The organism is Marinobacter sp. EhC06, from assembly GCF_001650915.1.
Lineage (GTDB): Bacteria > Pseudomonadota > Gammaproteobacteria > Pseudomonadales > Oleiphilaceae > Marinobacter.
Window position 1 is genome coordinate 1 of the sequence record NZ_LXYO01000003.1, and the last position, 26800, is coordinate 26800.

Genomic DNA, 26800 nt, shown 5'->3' on the forward strand with positions numbered 1-26800 from the left:
GGTCTACTTTTGAACCCCGCTAAAAATGGGGGGATTACCGAGGCTCTTTACGCGAAGCAACAACAACTCGCCGAGTCGAAGTCCGTAGTGAAGTAAAAGTCTGATCATCAGGTGATTCCGGATTTGCACTGCAGCGACCTGAGACCTATCCACGTGTTTTTGCCAGGGATTCAATGCATTTAAAGTTCTTGAAGTCGACGGGCGCGAGCAGGAAGTAATCGCGAGGACTTCTTCAGTAGTTAAACTGCGCTCTCTCGCTACTAGCTGGCCCTGAGCCTGTTTAGAAAACGGTTTCCCGCTTCGGGTGTTAAGTCGACCGCATGCCTCGCGGCGGGTGGCGTGTAGCCGAAAACGGTAGCTGTCGAGGGTTGTCCTTTGTTCTCTCGAATTAAGCTGTGTATATCGAGAGGAAACATACCGTCTTGCAAGAAACAGCAAAAACTGTGTCACGCAGCCAAGCCGCACATCGCGAGTAGCATCAGCGATGGCAGGCTCGGGCGGGAGATCTTCGTTCCAGTTGGCATCTACTTGGTTTCTTCCTGAATCGACGTAAGTGGCGAAGCCGGAATAATCAATCAAAGCTGAGTCCAGAGCCAGGAGCGGAACGAGCTCTCGAATTCTAGTCAGGTTATTATCGAAAATAGCCTCATCGAACGACTTTTGATGTTTCTCGTGCCAATAGTTGTACCACTGGCAAACAGAGACCAGGTGCTGTTTAACGGTATTGATCGCTTTCGAAAGCCCCCAGCTGTGTAAGTACAGAAGAGGCAATAACGCGGGCAGGTCTGAACCGGAATCAATTACGACGACCGAAAGTTGACCATGATAGGAAAATTTCTTGAGCTGGAACCGTTCCTTGACACTCATTTCCACACTGTCCATGGGTGGGTATGAACCGACTATAAGACCGCGTATAAGAAAAAAGGAGAATTTTTGGTGATATTTGCAGGAGAGCGCACAGTTAGTGGATTTGGCCGTAACTACTCAAAATCTCATGAACAAAAAGCTACACCACAGTCCCTTTAACATAATATACATTATGCGCAGTACGGTATGAGTTTTGGATGAACGGCTCCCTGCCGGCTAAACCGCTTTATACTTAGGAAGGGTCAGCTTCGGTCGCAAAGCGAACATTCAGGCAAACAGACCAACAAATTCCCTTGGCAAAAATCAGCTTCTTTTTTGGAACGTCCCCAGTAACGGGGAGAACCCCACCCACCAGGACATCAGCCAACTGAAACAAAATGAAGAAGAACTTCGGATAACCACGCACTACGATGCGCTGACCGGCCTGCCGAACCGTTTGCTACTTGAGCGAGAGACTGAGGCACGCGGTGTGTACGGCCCGACGCCACGGCGATCTCTTGGCCGTAGTGTTTCTGGACCTTGACGGCTTCAAAGCGATCAACGACAGCCTCGGGGTCAGCGTTTATCCCCAGAGCCCGGATGTGGACCCGGACATACTGCTCCGTCAGGCGGATATCGCCATGTATCAGGCCAAACAGCGCGGCAAGAGTCAGGTCCGTTTTTTTGATGGGGTCCGTGCCGACGCATTCGACACACGCAAAATCAGAGCGGGCAATTCAGAAAGGCCCGCCTGAACCACGACGGCGCCGCGCACCCAGGCTTCCCGGGGCATACCGTAGACCACACTGCTGTGTTCATCCTGCCCGATGGTGTATGCCCCGGCCTCACGCATCTCCAGAAGCCCTTCGGTACCGTCGCTGCCCATGCCGGTAAGGATGACACCAATAGCATTGGCGCCGGCGTAACGGGCAACAGATCGGAATAACACGTTAACCGACGGCCGATGGCGACTCACCAACGGCCCGTCTTCCAGACCAACCACATAACGGGCGCCACTGCGGCGAAGGCGCATGTGCCGGTTCCCCGGCGCAATCAGCGCATGCCCCCGCAGCAGAGAGTCACCGTCCTCGGCCTCCTTCACATTGATCCGACACAGGCTATTCAACCGTTCGGCAAAAGACCGGGTAAAACCCTCCGGCATGTGCTGGACGATCAGTATTCCGGGACAGTCCTCTGGAAGCGAAGACAGCAGTATACGGATAGCTTCGGTTCCACCGGTGGAAGCGCCTACGGCGATCACTTTTTCAGTGGTTTCGGACAGCGATTGCGTGGCCGGCAATTTACGCTGGACAACCGCGGCGGCGGGGACCGCCTGTTGGCGGCCAATCCGCGCACGTGCGGCGCCTTTGACGGCATCCAGTATCCGTACCCGGGACTCCTCCAGGAACTGCCGGGTACCCAGAACCGGCTTGGTGATAATATCCACGGCCCCGTATTCCAGGGCGCGGATCTGGGTATCCGTGCCTGCCCCGGTGAGCGAGGAGCAAATCACAACCGGGATGGGCGCCTGGGCCATCAGCTTGCGCAGAAATGTGAGACCGTCCATCCGCGGCATTTCCACATCCAGGGTGATCACATCCGGCTTCACCGTGCGTAGTTTCTCAACCGCACGGTAGGGGTCGGACGCTGTACCCACCACCTCGATCAGGGTATCCGATTCCAGGACCTCGCTCAGTGTCTGGCGCACCACGGCAGAGTCGTCAATGATCAGGACACGGATGATTCCGTTTACCTCGTCCATCAGTCACGCTTCCTGTAGACCGCAGGCTCTTCGCTGATAAAGCCCGCCTGATAGGAACGGATGCTTTCGGAGTGACCAACAAACAACAGCCCACCCGGTACCAACGCCCGATTCATCCGCTGGACGATAGAAGCCCGATCCATCTGATTGAAATAAATCATCACGTTGCGGCAGAAAATGACGTCGTAATGCCCGTCTGGGCCATAATCATCGAATATCAGATTCAGAGGCCGGACATTCAGGTGGGAACGCAACGCAGGCCCCATGCGAACCAGCCGCTTTACCGGATCCCGGCTGCGCAGGAAGTAGCGTTTACGCAGCTCAAGAGGCACGGGTTTAACGCGATCTTCCGGGTAGATGCCCTGCCGGGTTTTATCCAGCATCGAAGGGGCTATGTCGGTCGCCTCGATGCGGAATTCGAGGCGCTGGAATTCCAGAGCAAGCTCGGACAGCAGGATTGCCAGAGAGAAGGCTTCCTCGCCACTGGAACAGGCGGCGCTCCAGACCCGCAAAGGCCGGTCTGGCGGTGCTTTTTCCAGCCGGCCACGAAGATACCGCTCCAGAAACTGGAAATGCCCCGGCTCGCGAAAAAAGTCGGTCTTGTTGGTGGTCAACGCGTCCACGAGCATGATCTGCTCAACCGACTCCCCCGCCGGAGACAGCACGAAATCCAGATATTCCGAAAAATCACCATGGCCAGTGGCGCGCATGCGCTTACGCAGACGCGCCTCCACCAGCTTGCGTTTGTAGTCCGGCAACTGGATGCCAGCAACACGCCCGATGTAATCCGAAACCCGCCGGTGGTCAGCCGTGGAAAGACCGTCTCCGGCGCTCATTCCATCGCATGCTCCGTTCGGGCTTCGGGCTGGCGCTCAGAGCCAGAAATCACCGATTGCAGTTCATCCGAGGAAAAAATCTCGGACAGACGCAGCAATATGATGAAGTGCTCGTCGTACCTGGCCATGCCTTCAATGAACTGGCTGTCAATCCGATTGCCAATGCGTGGCGCCGGGCTGATATCGGCGCCGTCCAGCTCAACCACTTCCTGCACCCGATCCGTCAGGATTCCCAGCGGGGTATCCTCACCGTCCACCTCAACATTGACGATCACAATGCAGGTATCAATGGTCGGTTCCGTTACCTGCATCCGGAAATGCTGCCGTAAGTCCACCACCGGGATCACCTTGCCCCGAAGGTTAATGACGCCGAGCATGAAATCCGGTGTTCTGGGCACCTGGGTGATCCGGCGGTATTCCAGCACTTCCTGGATACCGCTGATTTCCACCCCAAACCACTCGTCATCCAGCACAAAAGACAGCACCTGAAGGTGCTCAGCGGTCGCCGCTGCTTCGACTGTTGTCACGGCTCTGCTCCTCAGTAATGGACAAACTCTTTGTCGTCCGCATGAAGGTCGATATCAACACCGTTGGTCGCTGGCTTCTTCGACGCTTTCTGGCTGTTGGTAGCAGCCCCTGACCCGGGCTTTTTCGGGACGATAATGGCGCTTTCCTTCCGGCTCTTTCCCTTTACCGCACCCTGGTCGTCTATGCGAAAGAAGTCGACCGTGGCATTCATCTGCTCAGCCTGGGCCGACAGCTCTTCCGATGTCGCGGCCATTTCCTCGGCAGAGGCGGCGGACTGCTGTACCACCTGATCCAGCTGCTGCAGGGCCTTGTTGATTTCGTTCGAGCCCTTGTCCTGCTCGACTGCCGCGGCGCTGATTTCCTGAATCAGTTCAGAGGTGCGCTGAATGCCGGGTACCAGCTCCTTCAGCATTTCACCGGCGCGCTCGGACACTTCCAGGCTGCTGCGGGAACGCTCAACAATCTCACCGGCGGCGCGCTGGCTGCGTTCGGCCAGTTTGCGGACTTCTGCGGCCACCACGGTAAAGCCTTTACCATGTTCTCCGGCCCGGGCCGCTTCGATGGCGGCATTCAGGGCCAGCAGGTTGGTCTGGCGGGCAATTTCCTCGATGATGCCGATCTTCTCGGCAATTTCCTGCATCGCAGCGACGGATTCGTGGACCGCTTCACCGCTGGCCTGGGCATCGGTTGCCGACTTGCGGGCAATCTGCTCGGTCTGGCGGGCGTTGTCCGCGGTCTGGGCAATGTTGGCCGACATCTCTTCCATAGAGGAAGACACTTCCTCCAGGGACGCTGCCTGCTCGGTTGCCCCTTCGGCAATCTGCTGGCCGGTGCTGCTCAGCTCAATGCTGCCGGCGGAGACGTTGTCCGAGGCTTCCTTGATCTCGGCGACAATGTCACGGAGCTTGGCGTTCATATTGCGGAGAATGCCGTATAGATCCGCATCACTGGCTTTCGGATCAAACCGCGTGTTCAGGTCGCCTTCGCCAATGCGCTTGGCAATCTGACCCACTTCGTTAATACGCCGGATAATAATCACTGCGGCCAGAAGTCCGACAATCAAGGACACCACCAGCATGGTCAGCAGTTGGTTACGGGCCTCGCTGTAACGCTGCTCTGCCAGCGCGGTGGCTTCCTGCATGTCGCCCTCCCCGACTTCGGAGACACTGGCCAGGGCCTTTTCAAGATTGGCCAGAGCAGGCTCACCGGAATTGACCAGCAATAGATAAGCCTCGCGATTGGCAGCAAGCACCTGGCTGGCCGATGCGCCACGGTCTTCCGTCAGGCTGGCGATCTTGCGTACCTCGGCGGTTACGGTCTGGAAGTTCTCCAGCGCCGTGGAGAACTGCGCCAAGGCCCGTTCACCGCGCTCGGAAACGGTCAAACCTTTCAGCGACTCAACGTACCCCTCAATCACCGCTCTGGCTTCCATGACAGACGCCTCGTACCGGTCCTTGTTGACCCCGGTTGCGGCCAGAACAACGTTTTTGTTGAGTCGATCGGTATTCAGAACATCCGCACGGATCTGTTCAGCCAGTTTTACACGCTCGGCAGGGCCTGCGATGGTCTCGTTCAGGCGCTCCCGGGCACGGTCCAGCGCCTGCAGACTCACGTAGCTGTTCACGCCAATCAGCAGGATCAGCACGGTGAATCCTGTGTACAGAAGGGTCTTGATGGTAATGCGTTTCATGGTTTTTCGGCTCCTTACTTACACGGCCGTGCTGTTGATATCGTCAATCAGTTCCGCAACATCCAGGATCATGGCGATGCCGCCATTGCCCAGGATGGTTGCACCCATAACACCTTCGGCGTCGCGATAGAGACGCCCCAGGCTTTTGATAACGGTCTGGGAGTGGCCAATCACTTCGTCTACCGTGATGCCGAACCGTTCTTTGTCCACATGGACGATCACTGTTTGCTCAATGTCCGGCTGCTGGCCCGCAACCGCGAACCATTCCCGCAAACGCAGGGACGGCACCAGACCGTCACGGTGTTTGATCAGCCGGGACCCGTCTTCCCGGCTGGACTCTGAAGCCCGGGTTTCGATGCACTCGTCCACCACACCCAGAGGAATCACAAAACGTTCGCCGGACACCGCCACCATCAGGCCGTCAATAATAGCCAGAGTCATCGGCAGGCTGATGGTAATGACCGTGCCCTCACCCGGTTCGGACTGCAGCTGAACCCGGCCCTGAAGACTCTCAATGGAAGTTCTGACCACATCCATACCGACACCGCGACCGGACACATCCGAGACCCTGGCCGCGGTCGAGAAGCCGGGTTCGAAAATCAGGTTGTAAATGGCGTCGGTATCGGGCGTGACGTCTTCCGGCACCAACCCGTTTTTTCGGGCCTTCTCCAGGATGCGCGCGGCATCGAGACCGGCCCCGTCATCGGATATCCGGATAATGATCCGGCCCTGCTCATGGGCGGCTTCCAGGCGGATAGTGCCTTTCTCTGGCTTACCCGCCGCCAACCGGGTTTCCGGCATTTCAATGCCGTGATCCAGGCTGTTGCGTAACAGGTGCACCAACGGGTCCGCCAGTTTGTCCAGTACCACCTTGTCCAGTTCGGTACCGGCACCGGCCGTCTCCAGAGCCACGTTCTTGCCCAACTCGCGGGAGAGATCACGAACCAGGCGACGGAAACGTCCGAAGGTGGAACCTATCGGCAACATCCGGATATCAAAGGTGGTTTCACGAAGGTTATTGGACAACCGGTCCAGTTCTTCCGCCAGCTCGCCAATGGATTCGTCTTCCCGGGAAATGGCCAACTGATCAAGACGGGCCTGAAGAATGACCAGCTCGCCAACCTGATCCATCAGGGCATCCAGCTTGCGCTGGGGCACCTTGATGCTTAGCTCGGACTCGGCCACCCGGGAAGCGTTGGAGGTTTGCTCCGCCGACGTTGGCCGCAGCGCCTGCTGATCCGAAGCCTGGGGCCGGTCAGGCGCTGCGGTCGGCACCAGGGCGTGTAAGGCCCAGGCATTGTCGTCTGTCAGCCAGCCGGCGGCGCTCAAACGGTCGAGATTGTGCCGGAAGGCGTCGGGGCTGAGCGGGTGCAAATCAATCTGCCAGTCTTCACAGACAAACAGAAAGACATCCCGGAGAGCGTTTTCTCCGGCGTCGGTGATGATCAGAACCTGCAGCTCCAGGGCGCAGAGTTCCGGATCTTCCGGCACCCCGGCCAGGCGCAGGCTCAGCCCGCAGGCTCCCAGCCCCTGCAGCTCCCGAATCAGGGGCAGCAAATCCATGCCATCGGTAAAGGCGCTTGCTGCTGGGCGCACAAAGATTGAATAGCAGCCCGAACCGGCGGACTGATCATCAGAGTCGCTGTTTGCCCGCTGTTCCGATACCGGACTCGCCACCTCGGTAAATTGCTGCAAACGACCCACCAGCGCCAGACTGGATTCGATTTGCCCGCTCTCCGGCACCGGTGACCGGAGCAAGCCATCGATCTGGTCCTTGCATTCCAGTACCAGATTGATGATCTCTGCGGTCAACCCCAGCCGTCCGGAGCGAACCCGCTCGAACAGCGTCTCAAGGTGATGGGTAAATTCCGAGAGATGGTCGAACCCCACCATGCCGGACGAGCCCTTTATGGTGTGCATGGCGCGAAACGCGATGTTGATCTGTTCGGCATCATTCGGGGCAGCGTCCAGGCACAACAGCGCCTGCTCAAGGTTTTCAAGATGCTCCGCAGCCTCCTCGCGAAAAACCGTTTCCGAATCAGACATCCGTGACAAGCTCCGGAAACGGCTCGTTCTGGCGGATTTCGAGACTGATCAGCTCAATGATGCCGGCAATCGCCGAGGGCACATTGACGAACACCAGCCGGTAACCAGCCGTGAACAGGCGGTTGCGCACGGCTAAAAGCCATTGCAGGCCGGCGGAGTCAATCTCGTTGACACCGGAAAGATCAAAAAGCCAGTCCCGGCGAGGCAGGCCGGAACCGGAAAACGACGCCTCAAGCTTGCGGACCTCGTAAATAGTCAGGGCCTCGGGGGCACTCCACACGCCTTCGGCAGTATCTGGAAGAGTCATAGTCGGTTACCTCACGCCAGCTTGGAAACCGCCGCCAACAGCAGTTCAGGCTTGAACGGTTTCACCAGCCATGCCTTGGCACCTGCGGCTTTGCCTTCCATCTTTTTGCCTTCCTCGGATTCTGTGGTCAGCATCAGGATGGGGGTGAACTTGTGGTCCGCGCGCTTTTTCACTTCCTTGACGAAGGTAATGCCATCCATCACCGGCATGTTCACGTCACTGACAATCAGGTGGAAGCGCTGACCATCCAGCTTGCCCAGGGCATCGGCACCATGTTCAGCCGTTACCACCTGATGACCGGCGTCTTTCAGGGCCATGCTTACAACCTGGCGAATGGAGGCGGAATCGTCGACTACGAGTATGTTTTTTGACATGGGCTTAAATCTCAGAAAAAAGTAAGTTCACTGGAGGCCGCGGCCTGACAGGGGCGTCCGGGTGTTCCACCGGCCAGCGACTCGCGCTCAAACGCCGTCGTGGTGCGCGAACGCAGCTGGTCCGCCAGCCTCTTGACGGTGTTCTCAACGTTGCCGGCCGCTTCCGTATTCTGGTTGCGAGCCAGGCTGTAGACGTCATCAACCGAGCCGGTCACGTGGGACAGAATCTGACTGAAATGGTCCTGGAACTGCAGCTGGATAATCACGTCGCGGATATCATCCTGAACGGACACACCACTGCGCATGAGGGAATAATTGGCCTCGGCCAGGCCATCCACTTTGGTGCTGATGTCCGTCAGCGTGTCATCGATTGCGCCCTGGAGCTGGCGACGTGAGGCATCCGAATAGGCAATGTTGCTCTGGACCAGAGCCACCGTTTCGCCAATCTGATGGCTGACCCGGCCCACCACTTCACTGATGCGGTCGCCGGCTTCGGACGACCGGGCTGCCAGGGATCGGACTTCGCTGGCAACAACAGCAAACCCACGCCCGGCTTCACCCGCCCGGGCCGCCTCAATGGCTGCATTCAGAGCCAGCAGGTTAATCTGCTCGGCAATCTGCCGGACTTCGGCCGCAAAGCTGTCGAGCTGCGCAGTGTTCGCAGAAAGGGCTTCCACCCGTTCAAACGTCTGCTGGTCCCGGCTGCCGCCGGCTTCGAGCGACGCCAACAGTTGGCGAAACGTATGCTCAGCGGATCGGGTGACCTCGCCCAGAACCGTATCGGTGCCCCGGGTTCCTTCACCGGTGGCGACCGATAACTGGTCGCAGATGGTTTCAAATTTTCCGGACAGGTCGGTAACCGCCTGCTCCATGGTTTCCCGCCCCCCATTGAGGAGCTTGTTCCAGAGCGGCAGAAGTTCGGTAACGGACTCTATGAGCTGCTGGCTGGCCTGATCTCGACGGGCCAGGCCGTCAAGCCGCTCCTGGCAGGCGATCATGTCGTTGCAGACCCAGGCATACCCTGCCTGCAGGTCCCGGTATCGACGCCAGGCAAGAAAACCCAGGAAAGGTGCCACCAGGGCAACCAAAACACCGGTTAACAAAAAACCGCCGGCAAACAGGAAAAATGCCGATGCAGCGCCGGTGCTGGCAAAAGTCAAAAACAACAACAGTGGAAAAGCCAATCGGGAAAACTGGCTCTGGTCTGGATCCGTTTCTGACCAATTATCGTAATTTCGGCTCATGCAACCCCCGCAATCCCTCAACACGCCTAAATGTGAACTGCGTCACACTTCCTAAATGCAGTTTAAAGGGGTTTCTCCGAGGATCAGAAACACATTCCTGTATTGTTTTTTGTACGGAATGCAAATTTCTGTGGAATGAAAATCTGAAATAAAGTCTGTAATTCAGTTATATAGGGGTTATCCGAAATGCCAGACAAGAAAACCGGACTGCACTTGATATAAGGCAAGAAACATCTTTGCACGTTTGGCACTGTTCTCTGAGGGAAGCAAGGAGAAATCCATGAATTCGAAGATGCCGACGATCAACCAGAAGCTGCTTGAAGGTGTCATTGTCAGTGACACTCCACATTACTCATCGACGATGCAGGCCATGCTCGAAGCTGTGCGTAATCATCTGGGTATGGACGTAGCCTTTGTCTCCCGAATCGAAAACGGAAAACGCTCCTTCGATTTCGTCGATAGCTCGATCCCGCCGCCTATCCGGCCAGGCGATTCCGGTGATGTCGAAGACAGTTACTGCCAGCGGGTGGTAGACGGCCGCCTTCCCGAGCTGATCAACGACGCAAAAGAAATAGAAGAAGCCAGGGCATTGCCTGGCACCCAGAGTATCCCGATTGGTGCTCACTTGAGCGTGCCAATCATGCTCGACAACGGAGACCTATACGGGACCTTCTGCTGCTTCAGTCGCCACCCAGACCCTTCAATGAATACTCGGGATCTTGATGTGCTGCGGACGTTTGCCGACATCGCCGGCAAGCACATTTCGCACAGAGAAGCCGCCCGTAGCCAGGAAAAAGCGCTAAGAGCCGAAATTCAGGAGATCCTTGCCGAGGAGCGACTGGCGATGGTTTTTCAGCCCATTCAGGACATCCATCGCCAAGAAACTGTGGGCTTCGAGTCCCTGGCGCGCTTCGAAACCCCGGTCCGTAAACCACCCAATATCTGGTTTGATCAGGCCAAACGCGCCGGCATGGCTGCCGAACTGGAACTCCTCGCAGTATCTCAGGCTCTGAAGCATGCCTGCCATCTTCCCGAACAGTGCTACTTGTCAGTGAACCTGTCCCCGGAAACCATTCTGGAGGCGGATATGGAATCGGCCCTGTCAGTCCCGGAGCCGGACAAGCTCGTCGTCGAAGTCACTGAACACTCAACAATCGACGAATACGACAAGGTGGCGGCTGCGTTGGGCCCGCTGCGTGCACGAGGCGTTAAGCTGGCGGTCGACGATGCTGGCGCCGGATATGCCAGTTTTCGGCACATTCTTGCCCTGGCACCAGACATCATCAAACTGGATATGAGCATTACCCGGGATATCGACTCGGATTTCCGCAAGCAGGCGTTGGCCAAGAGCATGATTGCCTTTGCCGAGGCCACCGGCTGTGAAATCATCGCTGAAGGCGTGGAAACCAGCGCCGAGTTAAGAGAACTCCGAGCACTCGGTGTCCACAAGGCTCAAGGCTATCTAATAGAAAAACCGCTTCCAACGGCTGATTTACGGGCCAAAGGCTATACTCGGAACTGAGCAACCATACTCTGCAGTCCTGACGCCATGCTCGCCAAATCTCTAGTTGTTGCAGAGATTTGCTCAATTGCGGTGGCGTTCTGAGCCGACATCTCATGGATAGCCTGGGTATTCCGGTTCATTTCTTCGGCGGTAGCGGATTGCTCCTCAGCAGCGCTGGCAATCTGTGTACTCATGTCCAAAATTGTCTCAATTGAATCGGTTATGGAAGACAGCGAACCACCCGATTCGTTACTCAGTTCAGTCGCAGTATCAGTATCCTGACAGCAAGCCTTCATCGATTCCACCGACTCCCGGGCGCTGGCCTGAAGCGACTCAATGATCTGGCTGATCTCTCCTGCTGAGGCCTGGGTGCGGCCAGCCAGGGAACGGACCTCATCGGCAACCACGGCAAAACCGCGCCCCTGTTCACCGGCGCGAGCCGCCTCAATAGCAGCGTTCAAAGCCAAAAGGTTGGTCTGCTCGGCTACGCCCTTGATTACATCCAACACCGACGTGATAGCTTCAGCGCGGGTGGCCAGCTCTAATATGTTTTGCGACGCCTGATCAATACGGTGGGCAACACTTCTAATCTGCTCGATTGAACGCGAGACTGCCTGAGCACCAGCATCGGCCTGCTGCTTGGCAGCCATGGTCGCCTCGTTCGTCATCCCTACATTTCTGGAGACCTCGTTAGTCGTGGCTGTCATCTCATTCATGGCCGTTGCCAGCGACTCGGTCTGGTGGCGCTGGCTGCATTCGATTGTAAAGCCGTTGCTGAGAGCTCTTCGCTTGCACTCGATAGCTGCTCAACGTTTTCGGCCACGGTCTCGATAGCCGTGCGCATCTTCTCTGAAAACGCGTTGAAGGCCTTAGCCAGTTGCGCTATTTCGTGATCACCCTGCGCCGGTAGCCGTCGGGTCAGGTCACCTTCGCCTTCTGCAACATCCTGCATAGCAAAGGTCACTTCATTAAGTGGCACTACCACCGTACGGACCATAAGCCACGCAACGAGTGCCGCCAGAATAACAGCACCTGCCGCGACCAGCTCAATCAGCATTTCTGCGCCATCAATATCCGCCAACAACTCTCCTTTCTGGTCAGCGCGCAAAGCCTGGGCTTGCTCTTCCAACGCTCTTGCCGCAACTACCAGTAAAGCTTGCAGCTTACTTTGCTCCACTCTGTCTGCAACAAACTTCTCAAACGCCCTGCGATAATCCAGAAGATCGGCACGGACACTGAGCGCTACCTGTTTACTCGTTTCCCTCTCGGCACCTGCTGCCAACTCATCTGCCAGCCCCAGAGCCTCGGTCAGACTGGCCGTCACTTGCTCAATTGCTTTCGAGTCACCTCTTAGCTGGAAATTCTTCTCTTCCGTGCGGGCTTCAAGAAGATATTTAATAAGGCGATTGGCTGCATCTGCCTCATCCAGCTCTTCCTGTATATCTGTAGCTTGTACTCCTCGGGCCAGCAGGGCACCGAGTTGCTGCTTCTGCAGATCGCGGAATTCGTCAAGGACGCCTTCAAGACTGCGGGCCGCTGCTTCCATCGCCAGCTTCTGACTATTGGAGTCCTGGTCTAGCTGCAAATATTGCTGGAAAACCCTGGTGTATTCTCCGAGCTCATGCACGAATGCATCCAACAATTCGTGATTGCCGGCGGTATCAAAGCCAATCCTTATCTTTTCAATCTCGTTCTCGACTTCCATGATCAACTTTTGGACATTCTGTGCCTCTTTTGCACTACCACGTAACAGGTAGTTCTTTTCCTCGCCTCTGATGTCCAGCACATACTTCACCAATCGGTTAGCGTCGTCTGCCTTGCCAGTCCGGGTAACAACTCGGTCAAGAGACAAAATAGCGATAACCGTAAGCACCAAAAGGACAGCTAGAAGAACACCAAAGCCCGCAACGAGCCGGGCCCGGATAGTGAGTTTATCGATTATAAGGATCACGTACTGACACCTGAGTAGGATGAGACAATGGCGATGAAACGCCCTTAACTGTGACGTAGTTCACAATTTTTCGTCATTTAAATCCGAACTCAGGCAAGGTTAAATCTTATTTTTGTTGAATTTTTTTCCGGAAATGCAAAAAGCTGTGAAAGGCCTTCTGACCAATCTTTTCAAGACCATAGAAAACCCTTGTGGCGGGAACCCGGAGTTAAAAAGAATCATCAGAAATTGATTCTTTTCAAAGCTGAGGTAACAACTCATCAACGAAGGCGGTCTATCGTCCAGTCGACTAATTTTCGGCCAGCATCGCAGGGCAGAAAGAATAATAGCCTGCTACTTTATTAGGCATAGGATTAAAAGTCTGAACCGACAAAGAAACGTAAGTTTCAGGAAATGAATCAGACAAATGGAGCATTATGCTCAGCAAAACAGACGGGCCCCTATCGGCCGTATTGAAAGCCGCCGCCGACGCGGTGGTCCTGATTGACGATACCGGAACCATCCAGCAGGTTTCTGATTCAGTTCAGCGAGTATTCGGCTACACCTCCTCGGAGTGCATCGGCCAAAACGTCAGTATGCTCATGCCCGAGCCTGACCGAAGCGCCCATGATCGCTACCTGGCAACCTATCAAGCGGGGGGCGAAGCGAAGGTAATCGGCGTTGGGAGAAGCACCACTGGCCAGAAGAAAAATGGTGAGTCTTTTCCTCTGCGTTTATCGGTGGGCGAATTCCAGGCAGACGGGCGCTCCTATTTTGTTGGCATCTGCCACGATCTCACCGACTACAACAACACCCTGATCGAGCTGGAACGTACTGAAAAGCGATACAAGGATATCGTCGAAAGCCAGAAACACTTCATCTGCCGACTGGACAATCAGCTGCGCGTGACCTTCGCCAACAGCTCTTTTGCCTCAGTTCTGGGCAAATCCTACGACGAACTGATTGGCACCCATCTCGCAAGCCTGCTTTCGGAAGATTCGCGGCCCGGTACCGAAGAACTGAAGGCACTGATCACCGACCATCAGCAAGACGAAGTCAATCTTCAGTTCCGCATGCGAACCGTCAATCAACCCAGCCACGCAGAGTGGTCTTTCAGGCGGGTTGAGAATCCCATGAGCGGGCAGGACGAAATCCAGGGCCTTGGCGTGGATGTTTCGGACAGAGAAAGCGCCCTATCCCGGGCAAAGTTTCTGAAAGAGCACGATCATCTCACGGGACTGCTGCATGGCCGCTCTCTGATCAAAAATCTCAAGAGCTCTCTGGTGCAGGGCAAAACCTATGCGTTTCTCTGTATCGATCCGGACCGGTTCGGCCAGGTTAATCAACGTTACGGGTATGAATCCGGAGACAGCATCATCGTTGAGATGGCCCGCCGTGCCGCCTCTGTTCTTCCTTCGTCCGCATTAATGGCCCGACCGGGCGGCGACGAACTGCTGGTAGTTTTTCCAGTTGCGGACCAAACCGCAGCCTCAGAAACGGGGCAGCGGATCCTGGCAGTCCTGACAGAGCCCTATCATCTTAACGGCGTATCCCACGCGCTTGAGTGGCGTGGGGGCTTGGCCCTGTATCCCGATGACGGCACCGAGCTGGCCCAGATGCCGGAACTGGCAGAGGCGGCCATGAGTGAAGCAAAATGGCAGAATCGCCAGTTGACGTTTTTCACGGCAGCGTCCCATCGGGATCTCCTGCGACGGATATCCGTCGAACAGGCCCTGAAAACTGCGCTGTCCACCGGAACCATCGATATTCATCTGCAACCCAAAGTGTCGCTGGCCACCCGAACCAAATGCGGGTACGAGGCTCTTGCCCGCTGGCACCACGAGGAGTGGGGTCGGGTGTCCCCGGGCGAGTTCATTCCCATCGCCGAAGCCGGTGGCCTCGGCCCGCAGATGGACCGTTACGTGATTCGCCGCGTGGCGGAAATAGCAGCCTCGATGCGAGCCAACCAGGAGCTACCTCTTCCGATTGCGGTCAACATTACCGCCAATCACTTTTCTGATCCGGCCTTCGCAGACTGGCTCGAAACGATTCTGGCTGAACATGATTTGCCCTCAAACGCCATTGAACTGGAGATCACCGAGGGGGTGCTGATTGGTATGGCGGCCGCCATTTCTGACAACTTCCGGAAGCTTCGGGAACTTGGAATCCGGATCAGTATCGACGACTTCGGTACCGGTTATTCATCGCTGAGCTATCTGAAAAAGCTGGATGTGGATGAACTCAAAATCGACAAATCGTTTATCGATGATCTGGCAGACCCGAAGGGAGAATTACTGGTGCAATCACTGATTGGCCTGGCCAGGGCCTATGAGCTGATTGTTACTGCAGAGGGAGTTGAAGCACCAGATCAGGAGGCGGTGTTGACGCGCCTGGGATGCGACATGATTCAGGGCTACCTGTTCAGCCCGGCGCTTCCGGAGGCCGAGGCCAGAGCCTGGTCTGTCGCCTCGAAGTGAAAACCGGGCAGCCACCAACGGCCACCCCGATGGAATCAACTGTTACGCCTTTGCTCCGCAAGCCTTTTCTGGAGCAGCCCGTTCAGCTCTTCAAGCTCCGCGACCCGCCGTTCGCTGGTGCCCTTCTCCCAGGCAACCCGCTCAGTCAGGCGGTCAATTTCCGAAGCGACTTCCGAGACCTCATCCAGCTGAGAATCGTTCACCCGCTGGCTGTACTCACCGTTATTGACTCGCCCCAGCACACGCCGGATGTGTTTCAGTCGCCGGACCAGGTAGTAACCGGCAGCAATTGAGAAGAGGGCTGCTGCCAATACTTCCAGAGCGGCAATAATCAGGCTTCTGCGCTTGACCTGCTCAATACCCTGCAGCTGTTCCCTCAGGTCCAGGCCGATCTCCACGGTGCCATAATTCAATCCCGCCTTAACGATCGTGGCCTTCGCCATGTAAAGATCAGACAGGCCAACGTTTTCTCTTGAGCGCTGGAAAGACTGACGCAGAGCATCCGGGTTACCGGCCTCGGCCAGAAGATGGCCATTGTAATCGGTTACCCGGGCAAACGCGGTTCCAGGGGTTCTGGCCGCAGCCTCAACAAACGACTGCAATGAACCAAGGTCGAGGGATAACACATCATTCGCGGCGGTCGCCGCGAAAATCCGGGCGATGGACTGGGCACGGCGTTCCACTTCATCGGTCGTTGACGAGTCGATGAAGTGAAATACCGAATACAACAGTACAATCAGCATGACAACTTCGATCATGCCGATGCCAATCACGGCCTGAGCCCGGATTGACAGCTTCACATGTCCCCCTGTGCCTGGATAAAGTCGAGGCCTAGGCCCCGGACATCATTCCAATCTTTATCGTCGGCCGGTATCAGGAACTTCAAGTTGGCACGCTCAAGCAATGCCATCCCTTCCTCGCTGCTACTTAAATTCGTCAACGCCGCCTGAATACGTGACCGCTGATTGTCACGCAGCCCCGGATGCACCGCAAAAGCATGAGGCGTATAACCCTCGGATCGCCATAGGACCCGAACACCGGTCAGCCCCTCTGCAACCGCCGAGTTAAACGTACGCTCTATTCCCCCGCCCGCTGCCATAAAGCCTCTCTGGACATTCAGGTAAACGGATTCGTGGGAGGACACAAAGCGAGCCGTGTAGGTGATACCCAACCGTTCCAGTTCAGCACGGGTCAGTATGGTGGCAGCAAACGCTGCCGGCGCCGGAAACGCCAGGGTAGTTCCTTCAAGGTCCACCAGGGTTGTTACCGGGCTGTCCTCTCCAACCACGATAATGCCCCGTATCCGCTTCTCACCCTCCCGGGCAATGGCCCGATAGCCGGGCGACTGGCTGAACTCCACGTAGTGGTAGGGATTCATATAGGCAATATCATACTCGCCTGCCAGGACACGCTCTTCGAAAGTGGGTATGTCCGGCGCGGTGGTAAAACGCACTTGCCGCCCCAGCTGTTCCGAAAGATGCCTCATCAGAGGTGTCCACTGATCCGCCAGTTTGCTGGAAGACTCCTGGGGAACAATCCCGAACAGCAGCGGTTTCTCTGCACTGTGAGCGATAACGGGCTGGATAGCGATCAGCAGTGCTACCAGCCACGGAAGCCAACCTTGTTTTAACTTCATGCAGTACACCCTTCAATAACTGGCAGACGCCAAAGACCTGGTTTGTACGGACGGGTAACAGGTGCCCGAATCGAGGAGCAGGGCCAGGTAATCGTTCAGTGGCATCGGTTTGTGCGCATAATATCCCTGTATGAGAACGCCGCCAATGCTCTCGATCAACTGCCACTGGGCTTTGTTCTCCACCCCTTCAATGACGCTCTTCATGTACGCCTGATCGGCCATTGCGATCACCGACCCGAGGAAACGGGCTTTGTCCTCGCTTTCCTCAATGCCGTTCACGAAGCAGCGGTCGATCTTGAGCCGGTCTACCTTGAGTTCCCGGACATATTCCAGTGACGAATGCCCGGTACCAAAATCATCGAGGGCAAAGGTTACGCCCAGATCGTGCAGGCTACCGATCAGCTGATTGATGCGCTGGAATTCAAGGGCGGCATTGTCTTCGGTAATCTCCATGCACAGGGCAGTGGCCGGAATACCGGCATCAATCAGTAGACTCTGAACGTCCTGCACCAGGTGATCGGCCAACATGGACGGGTTGAGATTGATGGAGAGATTGCCATCAAAACCGAGGTTCCGATAAAGGGTTTGTGTTTCACGGGCAATCTGCCTGAATAGCCACCGACCCAGCTCAACACCCAGTCCGTAACGCTCACAGAGATCTACCACACGATTCGGCGGCACAAAGCCGACACGCTCATCCCGGCAGCGCAGAAGCACCTCGGCACCGGTAACCAGGTTGATGTTTTCGGAACTCACGATGGGCTGGTACACCAGGCTGAGATGGAGCGTTCCTGGTTCGTTGTTGAAAAACCGAATCAGGCCGGTGTGGACAAGCCGGTCCTCTTCGATCCGACGGCGAAGATCTTCGCGGTTAATATAGTAATCGCGTCCTTCCAGTCTGGCCTGGGTCAGTGCCCGGTGGGCTCGCTGGTAGCGAATACTCCAGCCAGGGCAATTATCCTTGCACTGGGGATCTACCCCCATTACTGCCGACACGTGCAGGACTGAATCACCAGTGCGCCAATCAAAGGTTGTCGCCTCAACCAGCCGCTCGGTAATCGCCTCGATGTCCTCGGACGGCCTCACGGCCAGAAACATCACAAATCCGCTCTGGGAGGCCTGAATCAGTTCGTCACCCGCTTGCAACTCTTTCTTCAGTTTGCTGGCGAACACCCGAAGCAGATCATTGCCACCTTCGGTACCAAAATCACTCAGAACCAGCTGAAAACCTCGAATTTCGCAAGTAATGATGGCTTTGTCGGGAGCCACGCCTCGAATACTGTGGAGGTACTGGCTGTTCGGAAGACCGGTGACAGGATCCTCTTTGGACTGCCTGCGCACAAAGGCGATGGCCAGAGCCAGATAGAGGAAAACCGCGACGAGGGCCGCCAGGGTGAGTATTCGGAGATTGGCCAGGCGATCACGGGATTCCTCCACGGCAGTCACCAACCGACTGGCTTCATCACCGACGAAGTTATCGATGACCAGCTGCTGAATTCCGGTTTTCTGACGGTTCCATTGCTCCGACACAGAAGCAAGGCTGTCAGAACCATTTTCGATCCCGGCCAGAATCGGCCCCTCAAGTGCCCTCAAATCACTGAACAGATTTTCCAGGCGCTGCTCGTTATCCTCATGATCCCGCGTTGCCCTCGACTCGGCGCCATTCAGCAGGTAATCATACCGACTCCACAAAACATCGTAGCGAAGGGTCAACTCGTCCGGATCGCCTACACCATTCGCCGAAAGCGAGAGCTCCCTGTCAAACGCACTTGCCTCATTGCCCAACTGGGCCAGGTTCCAGGATGCCATTCGTATGGTGCTAAGAGAAACCGACTGGAGTTTTCTGTCCTGGAAATAGGTATAGAAGCTCCCACCCAATAGCAAGAGCACGATCAGGAACAGAAAGACGACCGTGGTCCGCGAAAACAGTCCGGAAAGGAGCGTACCCTTATTCACGATTATTTAAGCTCGATGCCGCTGAGTTGCCAAACCATATAACGATGAAAGTCTTCCTCATCCAGTTCGGGACGTTGGGACAACGGCAGAATGATCCAGAAAGGGCCGCGGTCGCGAACCGACATGGTTCTGGAATCCCGACGGGTAGCAATGATCGCATCCAATGAGAGGAGCTCTTCCAGAGAACCGGTGACCTTGTAATCGTTCAGAGCGGTCAGGGTGATCTGTGTTTCGCCCGATACACCAAATGTTTCCAGAACGCGTGCCAGAGTCGGACCGGAAAACTGAACCTCTCCGTCAAAATAGGGGCTGATTGTCGAAAAGGTGGTTTGGGGAAAGCTTTCAAGCTCATTCCGGTCCAGAACTAGAGTGTCCGCGTCACTGGTGATTGTCAGCTTCGGGGCTGCAATCGCCTGGGCGGAAAACACGAACATAATCAGCATAAAAATCAGTGGCAAACGACGCAATTCAGGAACCCTCTTATCTGGAGTCATCAAAAGTTGCGGCCAAGGTAATGTGATCGAATTTTAATCGCCAGCAGGGTTTTGTTACTTTGTGAAAGGGCTTTGTCAAAAAGCTTGAAAGCGCCGATTTTCTGCCCGCTTTTCATTTACAAACAGATAGTTATCGTTACGCGATCTTTGCAACACTAAGGTAAGTAATTTCCAGCATTCGGACAACGATATAAGACAAAAGGTTAAGATTACTGACGGATCCCTGATGCCCGGAGACTAGTGAACACACTTACTGTTATTAACGGAGACTACGATTTCACTGGGTGTCCCAAAGGAGCCAGAAATGTCGAGTTGATCTTACCCTAGGATTTGGGACCATCTAAGGATTGAGATGGACTTACCCCGGTGCATTACACACTCCTGGCCTATAGCTCGAATGTCCGCTTTTGTTTAAAATGCGTCCCCCGCTAACGAGGCCTGTTGCTCGCCTCCAATCTTTCCGTTCCAGTGAGACTATTCCGAACTCCGGGTCGGACGCCGAATTTAGCACTTTGTGTGGAAACTGGAATGAGCACCCTATTCTCGAATCTGCTTTAAGTTTGTTTAGCACTTTGTGTGGATTTTGGTGGGGAAGATACTGATCTTTGGTTGCAGAGGTTTAGTACTTTCTGTGGTCGTTCAGATGCTGTTGGATGCCCACAGAAACTGCTAATTATTCGGTCGTTTGCGCAACCGCTGCTGCCCACTCAGCTTCTGTCATGTGATTACGGATGGCGAATCGGTGATCGAGCGCAAGGGATTGAGCTGCTTCCCACTCGTCGTTCAACAAATCAAGTTGCACCTTCAGGCTGGCAGGACCAGCGTCGTGATCTTTATATAATTCGGTCAGAACCTTGCCAGATTTGGCAAACGTTTTGTCGAATTGCTTCAATTCATCCCGGAGTGCCGCTACCTCCTGCATAACCACTTCGGCCCTGGCCGGATCGGTGATTGCCTGTTGTGCGAGCCTTTCGAAGCTCTTGAGCATGTCCTGGGTCAGGATCGCGCCGGATGCGTTGGGACCACCCAGAAAAAAAGCAACTATTATTGCCACCAGCATCTTACTGGCCTCCCGCCTGATAACTCATGGTTCTTGGGTTAAGTTCCTTCAACTCAAACTTCGCCAGCTTTTCCCACTCTTTTGCCGTGACAGTTGCCTTCATCTTGCCCATCAAAGCCAGGAACTCGGTTTGAGCGGCGCGGCGTTCCGCGTTGTACTCCTGAATGAGGTTTTCCAGGTTTTCGCGTTCGGTCGAATAATCCCGGCTCAAATTCTTCAGTCTCTTTGAATAGTGCTGCACTGTAGTTGCGTGTTGGTTGATCAACTGTTCCCTTTCAGCTGATAAAGCCGCAAATTTTTCAGCCCTCGCCGGGTCATCGATCTCGTCCATAATCAAGCTCTGGAAATCGGCACGAGTTTCCGCGCGCTGCTGTTCCAGCTCATCCGGCTTCGAGTCTTTCGATTGATTGGCGCAGCCGATAAAGGTTGATGTTGCGATACTGGCAACGAACACGATCAAAATCGGATTAAGTTTCATTTGTTTATCCGGGGTTTCGGCCTTTGTATACCTGATCTTTGACCAGTTTTGATTGTTCCGCTATCAGTTCTGCGCAACATGAATTTTTTTCAGGTCAGCACCCGATGTCTTTATTTTAGAACCTGATACCCAGCCCCAGATATGGACCGTTTGCTGTGATGTCCCAGGTAGTTCCGTCGTCTTTGTAGTCCCAATAAAGCTGGCGATAACCCCCCTTAGCATTGAAATTACAAGAAAAATCCCAGTTCGCGCCAACCATGAATTGATACGTCAGATCGGAGCCGCCACCCCCGACATCCGCATATCCCAGCAAGGACCACTGCGTGTTAAGTGGGTGGAGTGCACGCACACCGACCACCGCATCAGTCCAGCTATCCGAATCGCTGGCGCTTTTGACCCCACCGGGGAAAACAATGGCTGGATTCGTCGAAAGGACAACTCTGGCGTCAGTATCGAGCTTCGTGAATCGTAGCGCTCCGACCATATCGATAGCCGTGGTGTTGTCCAGTACCCGGTATGCAACTGATCCCTGGTAGACATACAGCTTGCTTGTCACGTTCAACGCGCCATCGATCATCACCTGACCAAAAGGCCCGGTCACACTCTCCGAACCTTCATCGGACAACTTCATGTACACGCCTTCAAGCCCGTAGGTCCATGGCCCCTTGCTGGCCGTGAATAAGCCCATAAAACCTTGGCCCAGGTTATCCGCTATGTCACTGAAGGAAGCATCCACTTCGCTGGTGACATCGCGGATACCGATTTTTCCGTCCATACCAGCTGCAAACAAATAGGGTGCGACTTCGTATTCCCAGGCATCACTTGGGGCCGAAAACGCGATCTGGCTTCCACCGCAGCCCAACAGGATCAGCGGAATCGCAAATAGCTTGTTGGTGTGCATGGACTTATCTCCATATGGTCATGAGCTGTCCGCGTTTTTGGCGCTGAGCCCACCGGCACGGGGTTCTTCTGGAAGGGGTAATAAGAAAAGCCTGGCGATCTCCCCTGCCCCAAGGCGTCTTTTCACGACATAAAAGCAGTTGTACACAAGCAGCGCGCCACAGAGAGCAATAGCATTTGCCCAGACATGGTCCGCATCGGCCCGCTGGAACAACGACATCAACGACGGACCAAAGCCGCCATGCTCGTGCCTGCCTTCAAAGGCCTTCTCAAGCACCAGCACAACGAACACACCCAGACTGTAGAGGGCCGTGCGCACCAGGACATCCACCCAGGCTGGTTGTTTGCGCGTCAAACTGCCCAACGGAACATGCTCCAGCACAAGCACGACCTTGGCGAGGACCATTGCGCCGACCAGCACCAACGACAGGCCTTTAAACTCGATCTGATATTCCGCCAGTACCAGAACTTTGAGCACCATCAGCAGGCCAATCCAGGCAGCAAAGTACAGCGTTGTCACTGCCACTTCCCGGATCTCGTGCATCAGCTTTTGCCCAAAACTCATCGTGGGCGGTCCAGCGACCAGACGATCGAACATATGATGCGAATCGAGTACTGTCTGCGTAAGTGCATGAGGAATTACTCCTGTTGAAAATCGTTAAAAGAGGTATTCGCACCTAAAAATCAAATTTGAGATAAGCCAGCGCACCCTCGTACTGCCAGTTCAAGTCTCCCTGAAAACTGCTTTTTGAGACCGCAACGTCGAGTTCAACAGCATTAATACCAACGCCAATCGCAATGGCTTTAGTCACGCTGAAATCGAAACCGACAAAGACGTCGTAAAGCGATCCTTCATAGTCTCCGTAGTCAACGGCAAAAATTTCCCCACTGCCGCGGATAGCCCATCGCTCAGCAAAGCGGTGTTCGCCGCGAAGACCGATTACTGGCAAAGGTGCTGTCAGGTCATTCGATTCGACACTGCCGACCGAGGATGCTGATAAAGTCGCCTTCATGTCGGCTACATATAGACCGACAGTTGCACCGAGAAAACTGCGATCGCGTTTGAGGAACATCCAGGTGTATGCAGCTTTATAGATCGAGAGGTCAAGATCGGTATTTACCGTGCTGTTGATGGGATACGTTGTATCCTCCCAGACTATTTCCCTTTCAATCTGTTTCGAGGATTCGCGAGAAAGATCGAATACGCTGAAGTCGAATCGATGTTTCTCTGCGAATCTCCAATAGCCGTCCACACGAAAAACCGTATCCGACTTCTTCAGACCAAGGTCGTCTTCCAAGTCTATGTCCGTTCCACGGCCAGAGTCCCCGTCAACTCTCGTCTTACTTTCGCGATCTGTAAAAAAAGCCCCGATGCTGATGCTAAATCTCGGGTCTTCTTCAGCGATCGCCGTGCTCGTGATAATCAGAAATATAAGAAACGAAATGACGCGCATGTGATCCCTCCTCCACGTTTATAGCCTCACTATTCCCCTATAGCTGTCCGGTCGCTATCAAGAAAACGCATAGCGTTTCCGAACAGGCGCTCCGTCCGTCGATTACGAACGCTCCGGGCTCCCCTCACCTGTCCGGCTCTGGTGCAAGGTGGCGGAAGGTGATTCTCCGAACAGCCGCTTGTAGTCGAGCGAGAACTGGCCCATGTGTTGGAAGCCGCACTCTCGGGCGATACTCGTAACTGTGGTCGTGGAAGGGTCGGCATGCTGAAGTAGCATCCTGGCTTTCCTCAGTCGCTCCCGTTTCAAGAAGGCCATCGGTGTGATGCCGTAGGTGTGCAGAAAAAGATAACCGAGCGTTCGCTTGCTCACACCGGACGCTTCAGAAAGATGACCGAGCTGGATTCTTTCTTTCATATGTCCTGCGATGTAGGCGAGCGCTTCATCCAGTCTGCTTTGATGAGTCGATCTCTTGATTTGCATGGTCTGAATTATCGAGAACACCCTTAGACGCCAGATTGCGTAAGAGTGGATTCTATTGCGGTGAGAGACGGCTGCGCTATCGTGATTCCGCATGGGTGCGGGTTGGCGAGAAGAAGTTGTGTAGCAGGCGTACGGTGACTATCGGGTCGCACGAGCAAGCGTCTGGCTCGGGCACTCACCAAAGGCATTCTTGTACTGGGTGGCAAACAGGCTCAGGTGGCTGAAGCCCAACCTGAGTGCCTCGTTTGTGACTGTGGTTTGGCCACGTGACGCCTTAAGTCTGCTGCGTACCTGGTGAAGCCGCATCAGGCGTAGATAGCGGGACGGGCTCGTACCGAAGGCATCGGCGAATGCATATTCCAGGTATCGACGGCTAACATTCATCGCAACGCATAAGTCATCGATGCTCAACGGCTCTTCGGTTCTCTCGCGCATATAACGTTCGGCTCGCTTCGCGACAATGAAATGCCCCCTGGCCTGAGAACTGACTTTCGCCGGAGGGACATCCATAGCGCTCAGAACGGCACCCAGCATATTGCGGAGATCGGTCACCAACCACTCTTCCGCTGGGCCAGCCAACGGGCTCTCTGTTAGTCGAAATACGTTTGAGATGGCCTGTTTTAGCTCCGCAAGCGTTTCGGGAGCGGGACGAGTGGTGATGCAGGAAGCCACCTGGGTTATGTTCGTCCGAGAAGTGGATTGTTCGATTACATCAATCCACGCGGGAGGAATGATAAGAGATGTCCACCCGTACATTGTCGAAGCATAGCCACTAAGCTCCTTGCCAGGTGGGAACACTAACAATTGCGAGTCATCGACGTGATTGCCGTTCCAGGTGGCCTGAGCGCCTCTTGTGAAGACACCAATACTGAATCGCCCGGGGTCCAGTTCGCCCATCACACGGATGGGCAGGTTGACTGCACCGACATCGATTGAAAGGTCGCCCAGTGACATCTGATCAAGCGCAACGTCGAGATTGCCAGACTTCAGTTGGATAAATTCCAGGTTCGAACCGCTGATGGCATGGTTAACCTCGTCCAGATCATGAAACACCGGAGGCTGGTAAGGGTTCCCTGAAATACCACGTGTCGCGTCCATGGATCGCTCCCTGCGATTTCTCGATAGACATAGTTAAGATTAAGCCCGCTATGACCCCACCGCAAGAAACCTCTCAATAATAAATGCAGCGCATATCCTCCCTACCCACACGGCCCTGGGCCCTCCGTGTCTTGCGCATAACTGATAGCGCCTGAAAGACGCACCGGTGATGATTAAGAAGGAGCTTTAAACAAGTCACCGGTTCGCACACGCGAAAAAATGGACATCAAGCAGGAGCAATAGCTGTGAAAACATCCCTTCACACCACGTTCAAACTCACCATTGCGAGCGTGTTTGCGTTGGTCTTGTTGCCGGCCGGGGCTGACAGCGCTGCTGCACCCGCTGTAACGCCAGCGGAAGCACGCGCTATCGCCAAGGAAGCCTATATCTACGGCTACCCCATGGTGGACGGCTACCGCATCCAATACGGCTACTTCGTTGACAAGACCGACCCCGAATACAAGGGACAGTGGAATGAGATCCACAACATCCCGCGCGTCTACACCCCGGAGGACAAGGCCGTCCAAACGCCCAACTCCGACACGCCCTATTCCTTTCTCGGTGCAGACCTCCGGGCCGAACCGCTCGTTCTGACGGTCCCGGAAATTCCAGAAGGTCGTTATTATTCGATTCAGTTCATCGACGCCTATACGTTCAACTTTGCTTATGCCGGCAGCCGAACCACCGGTAACGAAGCGGGTAGCATCATGCTCGCTGGCCCGAATTGGAAGGGCGAGAAACCGCAGGGAATCAAGGAGGTCATCCAGTCTGAGACCGAGATAAACACCCTGATCTACCGCACCCAGCTTTTCGATCCGACCGACCTCGACAACGTGAAGAGAATTCAGTCGGAGTACAAGGTGCAGCCCTTGAGCCAGTTCCTCGGCCAGCCCGCGCCCACCCCCGCACCGGCCATCGACTTCATCAAGCCGATCAGCCAGGAAGAACAGAAAAGCTCCCTCGAGGTGTTCAATATCCTGAATTTCGTCCTGCAATTCAGTCCAACTGTTCCGTCTGAGAAGGAACTCATGGAGAGGTTCGCCAGGATTGGCATCGGCGCCGGAAAGACCTTTGAGCCCGCAAAGCTTTCCCCCGAAATGAAGAAAGCCTTAGAGGAAGGCATAGGCGACGCCTGGAAAGAGTTTGCGGGCGGCGCGAAGTTATTGGCGGAAGGTAAAATTACCGCCGGCGATGTCTTCGGTACGCGCGAATCCATGAAAAACAATTACTTCTATCGCTGGCTCGCAACCATTGGCATCTGGGGGAACTCAAAACAGGAAGCGATGTACCCTATTTATTTTACTGACGCCAGCGGCGAAAAGCTCAACGGCGCTAACCGCTATACTCTGCATTTCCCGAAGGGCCAACTGCCACCCGCGCATGCGTTCTGGTCGCTCACCATGTATCAACTACCTGAGAGCTTGCTGGTGGCCAATCCTATCGACCGCTACCTCATCAATTCGCCGATGCTACCGAAGCTGCAGAAGGATACCGATGGCGGCCTCACCCTCTACATCCAGCACGAGTCACCCGGCAAGGATCTGGAGTCCAACTGGCTTCCTGCGCCCAAGGGACCATTCTCAGCTTATCTGCGCATCTATTGGCCAGAAGCAGCTGCTCTGGATGGTACGTGGACCGCTCCGAAGCTGGAGATGGTGAAATAGGATAGAGAAACGGGCAAAGCCCAAGGAATGAGGAAA

At 55.1% G+C, this 26800-nt stretch carries 26 protein-coding genes; 4 read left to right on the top strand and 22 right to left on the bottom strand.

Features of this window, described 5'->3' with window-relative positions; genetic code table 11:
- Positions 1-3 precede the first annotated feature (3 nt).
- On the bottom strand, positions 4-867 hold the full coding sequence (locus A8B84_RS03120) for a hypothetical protein (protein ID WP_064232330.1): 864 nt from the start codon (positions 865-867) through the stop codon (positions 4-6).
- A 443-nt stretch (positions 868-1310) separates the two neighbouring features.
- On the opposite strand from A8B84_RS03120, the gene A8B84_RS21755 reads away from it, so the two are divergent.
- Positions 1311-1601, top strand: a complete 291-nt coding sequence (locus A8B84_RS21755; protein WP_227512703.1) for a diguanylate cyclase domain-containing protein — start codon at positions 1311-1313, stop codon at positions 1599-1601.
- Here the strand turns inward: A8B84_RS21755 and A8B84_RS03125 are convergent.
- From A8B84_RS03125 to A8B84_RS03160, 8 genes are read right to left on the bottom strand one after another with little or no spacing between them, the layout of a single operon-like run.
- A complete protein-coding gene (locus A8B84_RS03125) occupies positions 1517-2608 on the bottom strand; it encodes a protein-glutamate methylesterase/protein-glutamine glutaminase (protein ID WP_064227911.1) in 1092 nt (363 codons plus the stop codon). The two genes, A8B84_RS21755 and A8B84_RS03125, sit on opposite strands and share 85 nt — an antisense overlap.
- On the bottom strand, positions 2608-3444 hold the full coding sequence (locus A8B84_RS03130; protein ID WP_064227912.1) for a CheR family methyltransferase: 837 nt from the start codon (positions 3442-3444) through the stop codon (positions 2608-2610). The genes A8B84_RS03125 and A8B84_RS03130 overlap by 1 nt, the downstream gene beginning before the upstream one ends.
- Positions 3441-3971 carry a chemotaxis protein CheW gene (locus A8B84_RS03135; protein ID WP_138103077.1) on the bottom strand — a complete coding sequence of 177 codons (531 nt, stop codon included), beginning with the start codon at positions 3969-3971 and terminating at the stop codon, positions 3441-3443. Before A8B84_RS03135 ends, A8B84_RS03130 begins: the two co-directional genes overlap by 4 nt.
- Positions 3972-3982: 11 nt before the next feature.
- Entirely contained in the window at positions 3983-5662 is a 1680-nt protein-coding gene (locus A8B84_RS03140) for a methyl-accepting chemotaxis protein (protein ID WP_064227914.1), read from the bottom strand.
- 18 nt (positions 5663-5680) lie between these two features.
- Positions 5681-7708 carry a chemotaxis protein CheA gene (locus A8B84_RS03145; RefSeq protein WP_064227915.1) on the bottom strand — a complete coding sequence of 676 codons (2028 nt, stop codon included), beginning with the start codon at positions 7706-7708 and terminating at the stop codon, positions 5681-5683.
- A complete protein-coding gene (locus A8B84_RS03150; RefSeq protein WP_064227916.1) occupies positions 7701-8015 on the bottom strand; it encodes a lipid asymmetry maintenance protein MlaB in 315 nt (104 codons plus the stop codon). The genes A8B84_RS03145 and A8B84_RS03150 overlap by 8 nt, the downstream gene beginning before the upstream one ends.
- 11 nt (positions 8016-8026) lie before the next feature.
- The gene (locus A8B84_RS03155) at positions 8027-8389 is read right to left on the bottom strand and encodes a response regulator (protein ID WP_064227917.1); all 363 of its coding nucleotides are present in this window, start codon (positions 8387-8389) and stop codon (positions 8027-8029) included.
- An 11-nt stretch (positions 8390-8400) separates the two neighbouring features.
- Positions 8401-9633: a methyl-accepting chemotaxis protein gene (locus A8B84_RS03160; protein ID WP_064227918.1), complete on the bottom strand. Its 1233-nt coding sequence runs from the start codon at positions 9631-9633 to the stop codon at positions 8401-8403.
- Between the two features lie 280 nt (positions 9634-9913).
- On the opposite strand from A8B84_RS03160, the gene A8B84_RS03165 reads away from it, so the two are divergent.
- Positions 9914-11155 carry an EAL domain-containing protein gene (locus A8B84_RS03165; RefSeq protein WP_082905055.1) on the top strand — a complete coding sequence of 414 codons (1242 nt, stop codon included), beginning with the start codon at positions 9914-9916 and terminating at the stop codon, positions 11153-11155.
- Here the strand turns inward: A8B84_RS03165 and A8B84_RS03170 are convergent.
- A complete protein-coding gene (locus A8B84_RS03170; protein ID WP_064227919.1) occupies positions 11140-11853 on the bottom strand; it encodes a methyl-accepting chemotaxis protein in 714 nt (237 codons plus the stop codon). The genes A8B84_RS03165 and A8B84_RS03170 overlap by 16 nt on opposite strands.
- On the bottom strand, positions 11850-13088 hold the full coding sequence (locus tag A8B84_RS03175; protein ID WP_064227920.1) for a HAMP domain-containing protein: 1239 nt from the start codon (positions 13086-13088) through the stop codon (positions 11850-11852). The genes A8B84_RS03170 and A8B84_RS03175 overlap by 4 nt, the downstream gene beginning before the upstream one ends.
- A 416-nt stretch (positions 13089-13504) precedes the next feature.
- On the opposite strand from A8B84_RS03175, the gene A8B84_RS03180 reads away from it, so the two are divergent.
- Positions 13505-15544: an EAL domain-containing protein gene (locus tag A8B84_RS03180; protein ID WP_064227921.1), complete on the top strand. Its 2040-nt coding sequence runs from the start codon at positions 13505-13507 to the stop codon at positions 15542-15544.
- Between the two features lie 35 nt (positions 15545-15579).
- Here A8B84_RS03180 and A8B84_RS03185 read toward each other — a convergent pair whose 3' ends face one another.
- From A8B84_RS03185 to A8B84_RS03235, 11 genes are all read right to left on the bottom strand, one after another.
- A complete protein-coding gene (locus A8B84_RS03185; RefSeq protein ID WP_064227922.1) occupies positions 15580-16344 on the bottom strand; it encodes a hypothetical protein in 765 nt (254 codons plus the stop codon).
- The gene (locus tag A8B84_RS03190) at positions 16341-17180 is read right to left on the bottom strand and encodes a phosphate/phosphite/phosphonate ABC transporter substrate-binding protein (RefSeq protein WP_064227923.1); all 840 of its coding nucleotides are present in this window, start codon (positions 17178-17180) and stop codon (positions 16341-16343) included. Before A8B84_RS03190 ends, A8B84_RS03185 begins: the two co-directional genes overlap by 4 nt.
- A gap of 12 nt (positions 17181-17192) precedes the next feature.
- Positions 17193-18989 carry a GGDEF domain-containing phosphodiesterase gene (locus tag A8B84_RS03195; protein ID WP_227512704.1) on the bottom strand — a complete coding sequence of 599 codons (1797 nt, stop codon included), beginning with the start codon at positions 18987-18989 and terminating at the stop codon, positions 17193-17195.
- Positions 18990-19138: 149 nt separating this feature from the next.
- Complete coding sequence (locus tag A8B84_RS03200; RefSeq protein ID WP_064227925.1) at positions 19139-19630, bottom strand: hypothetical protein; 492 nt, start codon at positions 19628-19630, stop codon at positions 19139-19141.
- A 673-nt stretch (positions 19631-20303) separates the two neighbouring features.
- Positions 20304-20690, bottom strand: coding sequence for a hypothetical protein (locus tag A8B84_RS03205; RefSeq protein WP_064227926.1), 387 nt, complete (start codon positions 20688-20690; stop codon positions 20304-20306).
- Between the two features lies 1 nt (position 20691).
- Positions 20692-21168, bottom strand: a complete 477-nt coding sequence (locus A8B84_RS03210; protein WP_064227927.1) for a hypothetical protein — start codon at positions 21166-21168, stop codon at positions 20692-20694.
- Positions 21169-21283: 115 nt separating this feature from the next.
- The gene (locus tag A8B84_RS03215) at positions 21284-22069 is read right to left on the bottom strand and encodes a hypothetical protein (RefSeq protein WP_064227928.1); all 786 of its coding nucleotides are present in this window, start codon (positions 22067-22069) and stop codon (positions 21284-21286) included.
- An 18-nt stretch (positions 22070-22087) separates the two neighbouring features.
- The gene (locus A8B84_RS03220; protein ID WP_138103079.1) at positions 22088-22666 is read right to left on the bottom strand and encodes a hypothetical protein; all 579 of its coding nucleotides are present in this window, start codon (positions 22664-22666) and stop codon (positions 22088-22090) included.
- Between the two features lie 79 nt (positions 22667-22745).
- The gene (locus A8B84_RS03225; protein ID WP_064227930.1) at positions 22746-23522 is read right to left on the bottom strand and encodes a hypothetical protein; all 777 of its coding nucleotides are present in this window, start codon (positions 23520-23522) and stop codon (positions 22746-22748) included.
- A gap of 102 nt (positions 23523-23624) precedes the next feature.
- A complete protein-coding gene (locus A8B84_RS03230) occupies positions 23625-23936 on the bottom strand; it encodes a helix-turn-helix domain-containing protein (protein WP_161487081.1) in 312 nt (103 codons plus the stop codon).
- Between the two features lie 204 nt (positions 23937-24140).
- Positions 24141-25100 (bottom strand): helix-turn-helix domain-containing protein, encoded by a 960-nt coding sequence (locus A8B84_RS03235; protein ID WP_064227932.1) that lies wholly within the window; start codon positions 25098-25100, stop codon positions 24141-24143.
- A 245-nt stretch (positions 25101-25345) separates the two neighbouring features.
- Here A8B84_RS03235 and A8B84_RS03240 point away from each other — a divergent pair, with 245 nt between their 5' ends.
- Positions 25346-26764 (top strand): DUF1254 domain-containing protein, encoded by a 1419-nt coding sequence (locus A8B84_RS03240; protein WP_064227933.1) that lies wholly within the window; start codon positions 25346-25348, stop codon positions 26762-26764.
- The last annotated feature ends 36 nt before the right edge of the window (positions 26765-26800 follow it).

What these genes read in the sequence shown, in the direction of transcription:
- A8B84_RS03120 (WP_064232330.1), bottom strand. Translation starts at nt 867, where the DNA reads ATGAGTGTCAAGGAACGGTTCCAGCTCAAGAAATTTTCCTATCATGGT.
- A8B84_RS03125 (WP_064227911.1), bottom strand. Translation starts at nt 2,608, where the DNA reads ATGGACGAGGTAAACGGAATCATCCGTGTCCTGATCATTGACGACTCT.
- A8B84_RS03130 (WP_064227912.1), bottom strand. Translation starts at nt 3,444, where the DNA reads ATGAGCGCCGGAGACGGTCTTTCCACGGCTGACCACCGGCGGGTTTCG.
- A8B84_RS03140 (WP_064227914.1), bottom strand. Translation starts at nt 5,662, where the DNA reads ATGAAACGCATTACCATCAAGACCCTTCTGTACACAGGATTCACCGTG.
- A8B84_RS03145 (WP_064227915.1), bottom strand. Translation starts at nt 7,708, where the DNA reads ATGTCTGATTCGGAAACGGTTTTTCGCGAGGAGGCTGCGGAGCATCTT.
- A8B84_RS03150 (WP_064227916.1), bottom strand. Translation starts at nt 8,015, where the DNA reads ATGACTCTTCCAGATACTGCCGAAGGCGTGTGGAGTGCCCCCGAGGCC.
- A8B84_RS03155 (WP_064227917.1), bottom strand. Translation starts at nt 8,389, where the DNA reads ATGTCAAAAAACATACTCGTAGTCGACGATTCCGCCTCCATTCGCCAG.
- A8B84_RS03160 (WP_064227918.1), bottom strand. Translation starts at nt 9,633, where the DNA reads ATGAGCCGAAATTACGATAATTGGTCAGAAACGGATCCAGACCAGAGC.
- A8B84_RS03165 (WP_082905055.1), top strand. Translation starts at nt 9,914, where the DNA reads ATGAATTCGAAGATGCCGACGATCAACCAGAAGCTGCTTGAAGGTGTC.
- A8B84_RS03170 (WP_064227919.1), bottom strand. Translation starts at nt 11,853, where the DNA reads ATGAATGAGATGACAGCCACGACTAACGAGGTCTCCAGAAATGTAGGG.
- A8B84_RS03180 (WP_064227921.1), top strand. Translation starts at nt 13,505, where the DNA reads ATGCTCAGCAAAACAGACGGGCCCCTATCGGCCGTATTGAAAGCCGCC.
- A8B84_RS03190 (WP_064227923.1), bottom strand. Translation starts at nt 17,180, where the DNA reads ATGAAGTTAAAACAAGGTTGGCTTCCGTGGCTGGTAGCACTGCTGATC.
- A8B84_RS03195 (WP_227512704.1), bottom strand. Translation starts at nt 18,989, where the DNA reads ATGGCATCCTGGAACCTGGCCCAGTTGGGCAATGAGGCAAGTGCGTTT.
- A8B84_RS03200 (WP_064227925.1), bottom strand. Translation starts at nt 19,630, where the DNA reads ATGACTCCAGATAAGAGGGTTCCTGAATTGCGTCGTTTGCCACTGATT.
- A8B84_RS03205 (WP_064227926.1), bottom strand. Translation starts at nt 20,690, where the DNA reads ATGCTGGTGGCAATAATAGTTGCTTTTTTTCTGGGTGGTCCCAACGCA.
- A8B84_RS03210 (WP_064227927.1), bottom strand. Translation starts at nt 21,168, where the DNA reads ATGAAACTTAATCCGATTTTGATCGTGTTCGTTGCCAGTATCGCAACA.
- A8B84_RS03215 (WP_064227928.1), bottom strand. Translation starts at nt 22,069, where the DNA reads ATGCACACCAACAAGCTATTTGCGATTCCGCTGATCCTGTTGGGCTGC.
- A8B84_RS03220 (WP_138103079.1), bottom strand. Translation starts at nt 22,666, where the DNA reads ATGTTCGATCGTCTGGTCGCTGGACCGCCCACGATGAGTTTTGGGCAA.
- A8B84_RS03225 (WP_064227930.1), bottom strand. Translation starts at nt 23,522, where the DNA reads ATGCGCGTCATTTCGTTTCTTATATTTCTGATTATCACGAGCACGGCG.
- A8B84_RS03230 (WP_161487081.1), bottom strand. Translation starts at nt 23,936, where the DNA reads ATGAAAGAAAGAATCCAGCTCGGTCATCTTTCTGAAGCGTCCGGTGTG.
- A8B84_RS03235 (WP_064227932.1), bottom strand. Translation starts at nt 25,100, where the DNA reads ATGGACGCGACACGTGGTATTTCAGGGAACCCTTACCAGCCTCCGGTG.